Annotated in this window: 6 protein-coding genes, 7 tRNA genes and 3 rRNA genes; 12 read left to right on the top strand and 4 right to left on the bottom strand. The window is 40.8% G+C overall.

Translation table 11 applies throughout. From position 1 onward, the window contains the following. The first annotated feature begins 49 nt into the window (after positions 1–49). The 3 genes from tlp to NSS71_RS13270 all read left to right on the top strand — a co-directional run bounded on the left by tlp (position 50) and on the right by NSS71_RS13270 (position 3,405). Positions 50–283: a small acid-soluble spore protein Tlp gene (gene tlp / locus NSS71_RS13280; RefSeq protein WP_047942182.1), complete on the top strand. Its 234-nt coding sequence runs from the start codon at positions 50–52 to the stop codon at positions 281–283. A gap of 226 nt (positions 284–509) precedes the next feature. Continuing rightward, positions 510–1,682, top strand: a complete 1,173-nt coding sequence (locus tag NSS71_RS13275) for a beta-ketoacyl synthase N-terminal-like domain-containing protein (RefSeq protein ID WP_047942181.1) — start codon at positions 510–512, stop codon at positions 1,680–1,682. A gap of 1 nt (position 1,683) precedes the next feature. After that, entirely contained in the window at positions 1,684–3,405 is a 1,722-nt protein-coding gene (locus NSS71_RS13270) for an ATP-binding protein (protein WP_053215670.1), read from the top strand. Between the two features lie 87 nt (positions 3,406–3,492). On the opposite strand, the gene nspC is transcribed toward NSS71_RS13270, so the two are convergent. The 4 genes from nspC to NSS71_RS13250 all read right to left on the bottom strand — a co-directional run bounded on the left by nspC (position 3,493) and on the right by NSS71_RS13250 (position 7,139). Beyond that, entirely contained in the window at positions 3,493–4,632 is a 1,140-nt protein-coding gene (gene nspC, locus NSS71_RS13265) for a carboxynorspermidine decarboxylase (RefSeq protein WP_047942180.1), read from the bottom strand. A 10-nt stretch (positions 4,633–4,642) separates the two neighbouring features. Continuing rightward, positions 4,643–5,842 carry a saccharopine dehydrogenase family protein gene (locus tag NSS71_RS13260; RefSeq protein ID WP_047942343.1) on the bottom strand — a complete coding sequence of 400 codons (1,200 nt, stop codon included), beginning with the start codon at positions 5,840–5,842 and terminating at the stop codon, positions 4,643–4,645. 276 nt (positions 5,843–6,118) lie between these two features. Then, positions 6,119–6,194 (bottom strand) — tRNA-Ala (locus NSS71_RS13255). A gap of 252 nt (positions 6,195–6,446) precedes the next feature. Further along, positions 6,447–7,139, bottom strand: coding sequence for an MgtC/SapB family protein (locus NSS71_RS13250; protein WP_047942178.1), 693 nt, complete (start codon positions 7,137–7,139; stop codon positions 6,447–6,449). 549 nt (positions 7,140–7,688) lie between these two features. Here NSS71_RS13250 and NSS71_RS13245 point away from each other — a divergent pair. The 9 genes from NSS71_RS13245 to NSS71_RS13205 all read left to right on the top strand — a co-directional run bounded on the left by NSS71_RS13245 (position 7,689) and on the right by NSS71_RS13205 (position 13,604). Beyond that, positions 7,689–9,236, top strand: a 16S ribosomal RNA gene (locus tag NSS71_RS13245). 475 nt (positions 9,237–9,711) lie between these two features. Continuing rightward, positions 9,712–12,647 (top strand): 23S ribosomal RNA (locus NSS71_RS13240). A gap of 268 nt (positions 12,648–12,915) precedes the next feature. Continuing rightward, a 5S ribosomal RNA gene (gene rrf / locus NSS71_RS13235) occupies positions 12,916–13,032 on the top strand. The 16S, 23S and 5S rRNA genes sit together here with 6 tRNA genes alongside, the layout of an rRNA operon. A gap of 9 nt (positions 13,033–13,041) precedes the next feature. Continuing rightward, a tRNA-Val gene (locus NSS71_RS13230) sits at positions 13,042–13,117 on the top strand. 25 nt (positions 13,118–13,142) lie between these two features. Next, positions 13,143–13,218 (top strand) — tRNA-Thr (locus NSS71_RS13225). Between the two features lie 6 nt (positions 13,219–13,224). Next, positions 13,225–13,300 (top strand) — tRNA-Lys (locus NSS71_RS13220). A 24-nt stretch (positions 13,301–13,324) separates the two neighbouring features. Next, positions 13,325–13,409, top strand: a tRNA-Leu gene (locus tag NSS71_RS13215). 22 nt (positions 13,410–13,431) lie between these two features. Further along, positions 13,432–13,506 (top strand) — tRNA-Gly (locus NSS71_RS13210). A gap of 9 nt (positions 13,507–13,515) precedes the next feature. Next, a tRNA-Leu gene (locus NSS71_RS13205) sits at positions 13,516–13,604 on the top strand. Positions 13,605–13,610 lie beyond the last annotated feature (6 nt).

The following is a 13,610-nucleotide window of genomic DNA, read 5'->3' as shown; positions in this document are numbered from 1 at the left end:
CGTAGATAACCAAAATACATACGTAGTGTATTAGGAAGGAGGAATCATCATGAGTTATCAAAAGCCAAACCCTGATAATCGTTCTGATAATGTAGAAAAATTACAGGACATGGTACAAAACACGTTAGAAAATATCGATAAAGCAGAAGAAACGCTGGTAAATGCGAGTTCTGATGAAAAAGAAATGATTCAACAAAAGAATAAAAGAAGAGAAGCTGCAGTTCAGTCGTTTAGAGAAGAAATCCAAGATGAAGCATCTGATAGAGAAAATGGGTATCAGTAAGTAAAAAGGATTAGAATAGGCTGCACGTTAGATTTTAACTTTATAGGATAGAATAAAGCTAATTATTTTGTTCTCGAAGAAATTAGCCAATTTATCTTATAAGGTGGAAATACTTTCGTGCAGTTTTTTATTTGTTTTGTGGCAATTTAGAAATTTCTCGGAATTTACTGCTGTAAAACGATTTTCATAGTAATATATATATGAATACTTTTATAGGAGAATTAAGATGAAAGCAGTTATTACTGGAATGGGAATAATAGGAGCAGGATTTTCCAATATAGTAGAGTTTATGACAGTGCTTCAAAGTAATAAAAGTATGTTGAAACAGGAGAAATATGAAGGGAAATACATATACACAGGTAGAGTGAGGGAAGAGCAAATAAACAAGGTACATAAAAGGCAAGAAAAAATGTCTAAACCTGTTCGTATGATTCTCCATGCATGTAAAGAAGCAATAGAACAGGCCAATATAAGCGTTAGAGACTATCGAACAGCGGTCATTGTCGGTTCTTCGGCTGGTGGCTTAGCAGAAATCAGTAAAGCCACTTTTTCTTTGGAAAAAGGCAAGAGGCTTTCTCCTTATACTATTGGAAATATGAATGCTAATTCTCTATCTTCTAGCATTAGTGCTTATTTGCAGTTAAATGGTATAGCATTATCATTGGCAAATAGTTGTACATCGGGTATAGATGCATTAAATTTAGCGAGAATATTAATTGAGTCAAATCAAATTGATGTTTGCATAGTTGGTGCTAGTGATGAATCAATTTGTGATCCTATAATAAAAGGGTTCCTTCCACATCGTGTTTTACAAGCTGGAAATAATCCTCAACCCTCTTTTGGGCCATTTTCAGGTGGGAAAGGATTTTCGATTTCGGAAGGAGCAGGTGTTTTAATTGTTGAAAATGAGCAAGTAGCCATTCAGCGTCATGCATCCATATTAGGAAAAGTAGAAGCTACAAGTGTAACACAGGACGCTATCTCTCCTTTTCAGTCAGACTCAACAGGTTTGCTTATGGAAAAAGCAGTTGCTGAATGTTTACAAGAGAATATGCCAACCTACATAAATAGTCAAGCTTTAGGAATAATGGAAAATGATCATATTGAAATCGGTGTATATAAGAGGTTTTTTGCAGGATCTAAGATTCCTATTACATCCATTAAGGGAACGGTCGGGCATGCAATGGGAGTTTCGCCGCTTTTTCAAATAATAGCTTCTTTAATAAGTATCAAAAAAAGCTTTATTCCTGCAACCATAAGTCAGGAAATAAATGATTATTATCGAGATTATCCAATAGTGACACAGCTAATTACAGAAGATGTTGATCGCGTTTTAATAACAGCACATGGATATGGAGGAAATAATGGGTGCGCGATGATAACAAAAGGAGGAGCATAAAGTGGAAGCTATATTATTATTGATGGTTTCGTTAGTCCCACTCATTATTTCTGTGACTATTATTTTTTATTCACAGTCTCAATTAACAAAAGCCTTATCTCTTTTCTTATGTATGCTCTCCTTCTGGCAAATGGATATCGCAGTTTTATATGCAGGAGATTTCTTAAGTCAGGGGACAATTGAACTCTTATTTAAAATATTCCGGCTAGGAACTATTTGTATAATGCCAGTTATGTATTATTTTTCATATTATTTAGTAAGTGAACATAAAGAGTTTAAACGATTTAGAGTATTGTTTAATAAGCCATTTTTATACGTTTTAATTTTATATAGTTTATTTGCCTATTTTATTAATTTTACTAGCCTTGGTGTGAAGGATTTTATTGTTATGGATGGAAATTTACTTTCTTCTAAGTATATTCTTCCTATTTACGGAAAGTGGAATGTATTATTCATCTTAAATATTGTTTTATTATATTTGAACACTATCATTTTATTGGTGATTTCCTTTAAAATTAGGGATCCCATTTATAAAAGCTTTTATATCAAATTTGTAATCGCTGTTTTAATCATCTATATTAATGGTGTATTTAGTGGTTTTATTTTTATTCCATTATTTTTCTCTAGTTTTAACTCTTTGATAGCGGCAGTTATTTTATTTTTAAGCTTTTTTCAAATGCAATCGACACATCTGAATAATATGAATGCAGAGTTATCGAGGCAAAGTGAGTTACTCGAAGCTATTATGGATATAAACCCGAATTATTTATTAGTTAAAAATAAGAAGGAACAAATAGTAAAAATGAATCCTTCCTTCTTAAAGCTATTATCGCTTGAAAACAATAATTGGTTAGGGCGTCCATTTTCTTATATAGAAAAACGTATTAATATGGAGACAGACGAACCGCATCGATTTGTCGATAGCAGCGGGAAGAACTATTTTATTATATGGGGGAAAAAGGAACTTATACATAGTACTGGAGAAGAATATCATATCTATTTTGGACATGATATTACGGATCAGAAGCATAATGAACAACTAATGATTTCTTCTGAAAAATTAAAAGTGGTAGGAGAGATGGCTGCCAGTGTTGCCCATGAAATTCGAAATCCGTTGACAACTATTAGAGGGTTTATCCAGCTTTTGAAGGAAAAAAACGATGCTTCTGGCTATGAAACGATATTACTGGATGAAATTGATCGGATTAATGAAGTCTTAAAAGAGTTGCTTATACTAAGTAAACCTGAGGCGAAAGAAAATGATAATAATGCTCTTCCGATTACAAAAGCATTTTTAGAATTAAAAAATCTAAAAGTCCTATTTCATGCCCTGGCTAATGAACAAAATAAAGAGATCATCTTAGAAAATAGAGAGAATAAAGAAATAATAGCTTCAATTGATAATTCTCAATTTAAACAAGTTTTATTAAATATATTGAAAAATAGTATAGAGGCAATTGAACCTCAAACAGGGAAAGTAAAAGCAATACTCGACCAAAAAGATGATTTTTGTAGAATTAGAATAATTGATAATGGAGACGGAATAAGTAAAGAAAGACTAGCTAGGATTGGAGAACCGTATTATACAAGCAAAGAAAAAGGAACTGGCATAGGCTTAACGATATGTTTAAAGCTTCTCAAGCAAAATAAAGGAGATATGGTAGTGAAAAGTAAAGAGGGATGGGGAACTGCAGTTACCATTGTCTTACCGTGTTTTCTTTAAAGATGTATAGAGAGTTGCGTAACAAATAAAAAGCGGATGTTTAAGGGGAAAACCCCTTTTAAACATCCGCTTTTTGAATCATTTCAATTAAGATAAGCGATTACTGTAATCTTCGAAGACAAACTGGCGAACAACTTTTAAGCCTTCTTCTTCATTATAAGAAGCAATAGAAGGTAAATTAACGCCGTTGAACATATGGTTTTTAACCATTGTATAGTGGGCCATGTCGCAGAATACAATTTTATCGCCAGGCTTTAGTGGTTTTTTGAAAGAATAATCCCCAATAACATCTCCGGCTAAGCACGTCATACCGCCAAGTCTATAGGTATATTCATTTTCACCAGGCTTCCCAGCATCAATAATATTAGGTCGATATGGCATTTCAAGTACATCTGGCATATGACAAGTTGCTGATGTATCAAGTATAGCAATATCCATTCCATTATGAACAATATCAAGGACAGTGGATACTAAGTAACCTGTATTCAATGCAATGGCTTCGCCTGGTTCTAAATAAACATCTACATTATATTTTTCTTTTATAAATAATATAGATTCAACTAAAGTTTCAATATCATAATCTGGACGAGTAATATGGTGTCCTCCACCAAAATTAATCCACTTCATTTTTTTTATATATTCGCCGAACTTCTCATCGACTACTTTTATCGTGCGTTTTAAAGTATCCGAATTTTGCTCACACATCGTATGAAAATGAAGTCCATCTATTCCATCTAATTCTTCTGGATTAAAGTTATCTAAGGTAATACCAAATCGAGAATAAGGAGCACATGGGTTATAAAGCTGTGTTTCAATTTCTGAGTATTCAGGATTGATTCGAAGACCTACATCAATTTTCTTCCCCGCTTTTTGAACCTTATCTTTAAATCGATTCCACTGACTATGCGAATTAAAGACGATATGGTCTGTATATTGAAGTAATTCATCAAATTCGCTTTCTGCATATGCAGGTGCATATGCATGTACTTCTTTTCCCATTTTCTCATAGCCAAGTCTAGCTTCGAATAACGAACTGGATGTTACTCCTGCTAAGTATTTACCTACTAGAGGAAATACAGAGTGCATGGAAAACCCCTTTAATGCAAGTAGAATTTTTGCCCCTGTACGTTCCTGTACAGACTGTAAAATTTCTAAGTTTCTTGTTAAAAGACGCTCGTCCACTACGTAACTTGGTGATGGAGCTTTTGTAAAGTCAATCTTTTTCATTTCATTCCTCTCAATCTATAAGAGTTGGAGAAAAGTTCTCCTGCCATGGTAATCCATATTTATTTAATGCATCCATGAATGGATCTGGATCAAATTCCTCTACATTGTATACGCCTGGACGCTTCCATTGGCCTTTCATGATAAGCATGGCACCAATCATCGCTGGAACACCAGTTGTATATGAGATTGCTTGAGATCCTACCTCGCGATAACATTCTTGGTGATCACAAATATTATATACATAATAAGTTTTAGGCTTTCCATCTTTTGTACCTTGAATGATACAGCCGATATTGGTTTTCCCTTTTGTTCTAGGTCCAAGTGATGCAGGATCAGGGAGAATTTCTTTTAAAAACTGTAATGGGATAATCTCTTTTCCTTCATAATTAATTGGTTCAATAGATGTCATTCCAACATTCTCAAGAACCTTTAAGTGGTTTAGATAATTATCAGAGAAAGTCATCCAGAAACGGATTCTCTTAAGTCCTTTAATATTTACTGCTAATGATTCTAGTTCTTCATGGTATAAAAGATAAATGTTTTTAGGGCCAATTTGGTCTAAATTATATTCTCTTTTTTCAGAAAGTGGTGGTGTTTCAATCCATTCGCCGTTTTCCCAATATCTTCCGTTCGCTGTAATTTCACGAATATTGATTTCTGGATTAAAGTTTGTAGCAAATGGATAGCCATGGTCTCCGCCATTAGCATCAACAATATCTATATAATTAATTTCATCAAAATGATGTTTTTGTGCATAAGCCGTGAAAACACCTGTTACTCCAGGATCAAACCCACTTCCAAGGAGCGCGGTTAAGCCAGCCTCTTCAAACTTTTGCTTATATTCCCATTGCCATTTATATTCAAATTTAGCTGTTTCAGGTGGTTCATAGTTTGCAGTATCTAAGTAATGGACCCCAGTAGCTAGACACGCATCCATTATAGTTAAATCTTGGTATGGTAATGCAACGTTGATTACTATTTCTGGCTTAAAGCTATTGATTAACTCGATTACTTCTTCTGTTTTATCAGCATCAACTTGAGCAACAGTAACCTTTGTTTTGCCACCATCAATTTTATCTTTAATTGCTTCACACTTTGAAAGTGTTCTGCTTGCAATGCAAATTTCTTCGAATACATCTGGTACTTGACAGCATTTATGTGCGACAACACTTGCCACTCCGCCAGCACCAATAATTAATGCTTTTCCCAACATGAATAACCTCCTTTAATACTACCTAAAAAATTTCAATAAGGCTGATTATACATAATGTGCGTCAAATAATCTATATAATCCAGTAAAATATAAAAAAAATTTAATGAAAATTTATAGACAGGAAATTCAGCTGTAAAATTAGGGAAGAAAAGGAGGGGGCTAACAAATGATTTATTGTGGGATTAAGAGGAAACCTCTCAGAGAATAGCTTGCTCTCTTTTAGAAAATAAAATAAAAAAAACGACTATTATCGCCGTTAGGTTATGAAAAATATGGTGGAGACTATCGGGATCGAACCGACGACCTCTTGCATGCCATGCAAGCGCTCTCCCAGCTGAGCTAAGCCCCCATAATAATATCTATATACATTATACAAAATTAAATAAAAACTTCAAGTGGTTGAATGAATTATTGGATTGGAATAAATAGAACCCTTTATAAAACTAAAAGATTAGCAGAATTTATTGAAAATGAGTATACTGAAAAATTTCAAGTTAATGAAGGAATAATATGTAAGGAAATTTCTATACCTATAAAGGAAGGATAAAAAGGAAGGTTCAAATGAGGGGTATATGAACCTTCTCCTTTTTAATGATTGAAATTAATTTAAACTCTCTATTTCAATTTCTTTCACTCCATGAATGTCAGAAACATCTCTATAAACATCTGTTATTTCTCTTTTTTGATCAACTATGATAATAAGGTAAATAGAATGTTCTCCCGTTTCTAAATCTTTAATTCGTATATGTTTTATTCCTGTTCTTAAATTACGTATCGCCTTAATAATAGTTGAGACATTTTCCTTTTGGTCAGCTTTTAGTTTTACTTTAATTTCTTTTTCTCTCAACTGACGAGGACCAATCATACTCATGAAAAATGGTATAAATTTAACACTAATTAATAGAAGGACAACCCCAATTAAAGCTTCTATATAATATCCTGCTCCGACTGCAATCCCTATGCCTCCTGCTCCCCATATTAAAGCTGCTGTAGTTAATCCAGAAATACTATCATTTCCTCTTCTCAGTATAACTCCAGCACCTAAAAAACCGATCCCAGAAACAATTTGAGCCGGTAAACGTAACGGATCCATTTGAATATTAACTTGATCGCTACCAGGAAATTTATAGGCTGCTTCAATCGAAATAATAGTTAATAAGCAGCTCACAATACTTATTACAAGACTAGTTTTTAGACCTACAGGTTTACGTTTAATTTCTCGCTCTAATCCAATGATCAATCCGAAACCAGCGGAAATACCTATTTTTAATAAAAAATCTATATTAATATCCATTCTATGTTTCCTCTCCTGTATTTAATTTATTGTAGTCAAGTGTCGTGGTTGATTATTAATTCTCACTATATAAAGAACAGGAAATTAAACAAGGCTACAAGGTGCTAGGGGAAATTATTGAAAACAATTCTACGATTTTTAAAAACTTAAAGTATAATATCCTATAACGGTTTATTGTAAACACTAAATATTAATTAAGTGTATGTTATTTGGAGAAAAACATTCTTCTTATAGAAATGGTACTCCTTTTTAATAATGGAATATTTTTTTAAAAAAGTATTGACCGTTAACTTTAAACAATGTTATATTAATATCCGTCGCTGAAACAACACGAAATGTTAAAGTAAATGACGGAAAAGAATTTTAAAAATACTATTGACATTGATAGTTAATAGATGTTATATTAGGAAAGTCGCTTCTTGAGCGGCTAACTAAATTGCTCTTTGAAAACTGAACAAACAAACGTCAACAATAATCGTTTTATAACGAATGTTGTAAAACAAAAAAAGTAATAAAAAGCTAGAGTTTAGCAATGAGCTAATCAACTCTTTATTGGAGAGTTTGATCCTGGCTCAGGACGAACGCTGGCGGCGTGCCTAATACATGCAAGTCGAGCGGACTTTAAAAGCTTGCTTTTAAAGTTAGCGGCGGACGGGTGAGTAACACGTGGGCAACCTGCCTGTAAGACTGGGATAACTTCGGGAAACCGGAGCTAATACCGGATAATCCTTTTCCTCTCATGAGGAAAAGCTGAAAGACGGTTTACGCTGTCACTTACAGATGGGCCCGCGGCGCATTAGCTAGTTGGTGAGGTAACGGCTCACCAAGGCGACGATGCGTAGCCGACCTGAGAGGGTGATCGGCCACACTGGGACTGAGACACGGCCCAGACTCCTACGGGAGGCAGCAGTAGGGAATCTTCCGCAATGGACGAAAGTCTGACGGAGCAACGCCGCGTGAGTGATGAAGGTTTTCGGATCGTAAAACTCTGTTGTTAGGGAAGAACAAGTACAAGAGTAACTGCTTGTACCTTGACGGTACCTAACCAGAAAGCCACGGCTAACTACGTGCCAGCAGCCGCGGTAATACGTAGGTGGCAAGCGTTGTCCGGAATTATTGGGCGTAAAGCGCGCGCAGGCGGTCCTTTAAGTCTGATGTGAAAGCCCACGGCTCAACCGTGGAGGGTCATTGGAAACTGGGGGACTTGAGTGCAGAAGAGAAGAGTGGAATTCCACGTGTAGCGGTGAAATGCGTAGAGATGTGGAGGAACACCAGTGGCGAAGGCGACTCTTTGGTCTGTAACTGACGCTGAGGCGCGAAAGCGTGGGGAGCAAACAGGATTAGATACCCTGGTAGTCCACGCCGTAAACGATGAGTGCTAAGTGTTAGAGGGTTTCCGCCCTTTAGTGCTGCAGCAAACGCATTAAGCACTCCGCCTGGGGAGTACGGCCGCAAGGCTGAAACTCAAAGGAATTGACGGGGGCCCGCACAAGCGGTGGAGCATGTGGTTTAATTCGAAGCAACGCGAAGAACCTTACCAGGTCTTGACATCCTCTGACACTCCTAGAGATAGGACGTTCCCCTTCGGGGGACAGAGTGACAGGTGGTGCATGGTTGTCGTCAGCTCGTGTCGTGAGATGTTGGGTTAAGTCCCGCAACGAGCGCAACCCTTGATCTTAGTTGCCAGCATTCAGTTGGGCACTCTAAGGTGACTGCCGGTGACAAACCGGAGGAAGGTGGGGATGACGTCAAATCATCATGCCCCTTATGACCTGGGCTACACACGTGCTACAATGGATGGTACAAAGGGCAGCAAAACCGCGAGGTCGAGCAAATCCCATAAAACCATTCTCAGTTCGGATTGTAGGCTGCAACTCGCCTACATGAAGCTGGAATCGCTAGTAATCGCGGATCAGCATGCCGCGGTGAATACGTTCCCGGGCCTTGTACACACCGCCCGTCACACCACGAGAGTTTGTAACACCCGAAGTCGGTGGGGTAACCTTTTGGAGCCAGCCGCCTAAGGTGGGATAGATGATTGGGGTGAAGTCGTAACAAGGTAGCCGTATCGGAAGGTGCGGCTGGATCACCTCCTTTCTAAGGAAAATGGAATTTACATTCCATCAAAGATTGTTGACGATTTGATTGTTCAGTTTTGAGGGAGCAATTCCTCAAAAACAGTAATAAGTTTGAGGGTAAAGAGAAACGAGTAGATCAAGGAAGCGAATGCGCGAGCACCGGAGCGTACAACAGTACGTGAGGAGCAGAGCGAAGAAGCTGACGAAGAGATGCGAAGTTTATCTTTAGCCGAAATTGTTCCTTGAAAACTAGATTATGAAAAGTAAGAACCAAGAAAGAAACCGAGTAATCGCCATCTTAGATTCTCTATTTAGAGAATTACTTCTTTGAAAAGTAGTCGTATTAAACGAATACTCCTTCAAAGATTGGAGAGCAAAGAGAAGCAAGTAGGTCAAGGAAGCGACCGAACGAGCACCGGAGCGTACGACAGTACGTGAGGAGCAGAGTGAAGAAGCTGACGAAGAGATACGCCGCTTATCTTTGGTCGAAATTAAGTTAAGTTAGAAAGGGCGCACGGTGGATGCCTTGGCACTAGGAGCCGATGAAGGACGGGATTAACACCGATATGCTTTGGGGAGCTGTAAGTAAGCTTTGATCCAGAGATTTCCGAATGGGGAAACCCTCTATCCGTAATGGGATAGAATCTTTACCTGAATACATAGGGTACTGAAGGCAGACCCGGGGAACTGAAACATCTAAGTACCCGGAGGAAGAGAAAGCAAACGCGATTCCCTGAGTAGCGGCGAGCGAAACGGGATTAGCCCAAACCAAGAGGCTTGCCTCTTGGGGTTGTAGGACACTCTATATGGAGTTACAAAGGAACGGGGTAGACGAATCGATCTGGAAAGGTCAGTCGTAGAAGGTAAAAACCCTGTAGTCGAAACTTCGTTCCCTCTTGAGTGTATCCTGAGTACGGCGGGACACGAGAAATCCCGTCGGAAGCAGGGAGGACCATCTCCCAAGGCTAAATACTCCCTAGTGACCGATAGTGAACCAGTACCGTGAGGGAAAGGTGAAAAGCACCCCGGAAGGGGAGTGAAATAGATCCTGAAACCGTGTGCCTACAAGTAGTTAGAGCCCTTTTATGGGTGATAGCGTGCCTTTTGTAGAATGAACCGGCGAGTTACGATTACATGCGAGGTTAAGTTGAAGAGACGGAGCCGCAGCGAAAGCGAGTCTGAATAGGGCGAAATAGTATGTGGTTGTAGACCCGAAACCAGGTGATCTACCCATGTCCAGGGTGAAGTCCAGGTAACACTGGATGGAGGCCCGAACCCACGCACGTTGAAAAGTGCGGGGATGAGGTGTGGGTAGCGGAGAAATTCCAATCGAACTTGGAGATAGCTGGTTCTCTCCGAAATAGCTTTAGGGCTAGCCTCAAGATTTAGAGTATTGGAGGTAGAGCACTGTTTGGACTAGGGGCCCCCATCGGGTTACCGAATTCAGACAAACTCCGAATGCCAAATACTTATTCTTGGGAGTCAGACTACGAGTGATAAGATCCGTGGTCAAGAGGGAAACAGCCCAGACCACCAGCTAAGGTCCCAAAGTATACGTTAAGTGGAAAAGGATGTGGAGTTGCTTAGACAACCAGGATGTTGGCTTAGAAGCAGCCACCATTTAAAGAGTGCGTAATAGCTCACTGGTCGAGTGACTCTGCGCCGAAAATGTACCGGGGCTAAACGTATCACCGAAGCTGTGGATTGACATCTATGATGTCAGTGGTAGGAGAGCGTTCTAAGGGCGTTGAAGCTAGACCGTAAGGACTGGTGGAGCGCTTAGAAGTGAGAATGCCGGTATGAGTAGCGAAAGATGAGTGAGAATCTCATCCACCGAATGCCTAAGGTTTCCTGAGGAAGGCTCGTCCGCTCAGGGTTAGTCGGGACCTAAGCCGAGGCTGAAAAGCGTAGGCGATGGACAACAGGTTGATATTCCTGTACCACCTTTAAATCGTTTGAGCAATGGGGGGACGCAGGAGGATAGGGTAAGCGTGCTGTTGGATTAGCACGTCCAAGCAGTTAGGCTGGTAATGAGGCAAATCCCATTACCACATAAGCGGAGCTGTGACGGCGAGGGAAATATAGTACCGAAGTTCCTGATTCCACACTGCCAAGAAAAGCCTCTAGCGAGATTTAGGGTGCCCGTACCGCAAACCGACACAGGTAGGCGAGGAGAGAATCCTAAGGTGAGCGAGAGAACTCTCGTTAAGGAACTCGGCAAAATGACCCCGTAACTTCGGGAGAAGGGGTGCTCTTGCGGGTGCAAGCCTGCGAGAGCCGCAGTGAATAGGCCCAGGCGACTGTTTAGCAAAAACACAGGTCTCTGCGAAGCCGCAAGGCGAAGTATAGGGGCTGACACCTGCCCGGTGCTGGAAGGTTAAGAGGAGGGGTTAGCACGTTAGTGCGAAGCTCTGAATTGAAGCCCCAGTAAACGGCGGCCGTAACTATAACGGTCCTAAGGTAGCGAAATTCCTTGTCGGGTAAGTTCCGACCCGCACGAAAGGTGTAACGATCTGGGCACTGTCTCAACGAGAGACTCGGTGAAATTATAGTACCTGTGAAGATGCAGGTTACCCGCGACAGGACGGAAAGACCCCGTGGAGCTTTACTGCAGCCTGATATTGAATTTTGGTACAGCTTGTACAGGATAGGTAGGAGCCTTGGAAGCCGGAGCGCCAGCTTCGGTGGAGGCATTGGTGGGATACTACCCTGGCTGTATTGACATTCTAACCCGCACCCCTGATCGGGGTGGGAGACAGTGTCAGGTGGGCAGTTTGACTGGGGCGGTCGCCTCCTAAAAAGTAACGGAGGCGCCCAAAGGTTCCCTCAGAATGGTTGGAAATCATTCGTAGAGTGTAAAGGCACAAGGGAGCTTGACTGCGAGACCTACAAGTCGAGCAGGGACGAAAGTCGGGCTTAGTGATCCGGTGGTTCCGCATGGAAGGGCCATCGCTCAACGGATAAAAGCTACCCCGGGGATAACAGGCTTATCTCCCCCAAGAGTCCACATCGACGGGGAGGTTTGGCACCTCGATGTCGGCTCATCGCATCCTGGGGCTGTAGTCGGTCCCAAGGGTTGGGCTGTTCGCCCATTAAAGCGGTACGCGAGCTGGGTTCAGAACGTCGTGAGACAGTTCGGTCCCTATCCGTCGTGGGCGTAGGAAATTTGAGAGGAGCTGTCCTTAGTACGAGAGGACCGGGATGGACGCACCGCTGGTGTACCAGTTGTCTTGCCAAAGGCATCGCTGGGTAGCTATGTGCGGAAGGGATAAGTGCTGAAAGCATCTAAGCATGAAGCCCCCCTCAAGATGAGATTTCCCATAGCGCAAGCTAGTAAGATCCCTGAAAGATGATCAGGTTGATAGGTCAGAGGTGGAAGCGTGGCGACATGTGGAGCTGACTGATACTAATAGATCGAGGACTTAACTAAAATGAAAAGCGGAAACGCCTGTTTATCGGCGTACAAACTGGAGGAGCATCGACTGAGATAAAGGAAACACGATGAACGTTAGTGAATCGATGTGGACTTATCGTAGGGAGATGATCAGAAGTTTGATAGGCGATAGGCGTTGGAGCTGGACAAAATGATTACTTGTTTCTTTCTTCTTACCATAATCTAGTTTTCAGGGAATAATTTTCTAAAATTATACTTGAAAAAATCTCAAAAACATGTATAATAAAATATGTCTTGAGAAAAGTCTGGTGGCGATAGCGAGAAGGTCACACCCGTTCCCATACCGAACACGGAAGTTAAGCTTCTCAGCGCCGATGGTAGTTGGGGGTTCTCCCCCTGTGAGAGTAGGACGTCGCCAGGCTTTATATATGGAGGATTAGCTCAGCTGGGAGAGCATCTGCCTTACAAGCAGAGGGTCGGCGGTTCGATCCCGTCATCCTCCACCATTTATTATTGGACAACTATATTTACGCCGGTTTAGCTCAATTGGTAGAGCAACTGACTTGTAATCAGTAGGTTGGGGGTTCAAGTCCTCTAGCCGGCACCATCTAATGAGCCATTAGCTCAGTCGGTAGAGCATCTGACTTTTAATCAGAGGGTCGGAGGTTCGAATCCTCCATGGCTCACCATTAGAAAATTTAAAATAGTATTAAGCGGGTGTGGCGGAATTGGCAGACGCACTAGACTTAGGATCTAGCGCCGCAAGGCGTGGGGGTTCGACTCCCTTCACCCGCACCAATTTACTATCAATTAAATAGATGCGGAAGTAGTTCAGTGGTAGAACACCACCTTGCCAAGGTGGGGGTCGCGGGTTCGAATCCCGTCTTCCGCTCCATAAAACAATGCCGGGGTGGCGGAACTGGCAGACGCACAGGACTTAAAATCCTGCGGTAGGTGACTACCGTACCGGTTCGATTCCGGTCCTCGGCACCATTGTTT

The sequence above is a fragment of the Niallia sp. FSL W8-0951 genome, assembly GCF_038006525.1.
GTDB lineage: Bacteria > Bacillota > Bacilli > Bacillales > Cytobacillaceae > Niallia > Niallia circulans.
The sequence above is the reverse complement of the archived record's forward strand: the minus strand, read 5'-3'. Positions and strand labels throughout refer to the sequence as shown.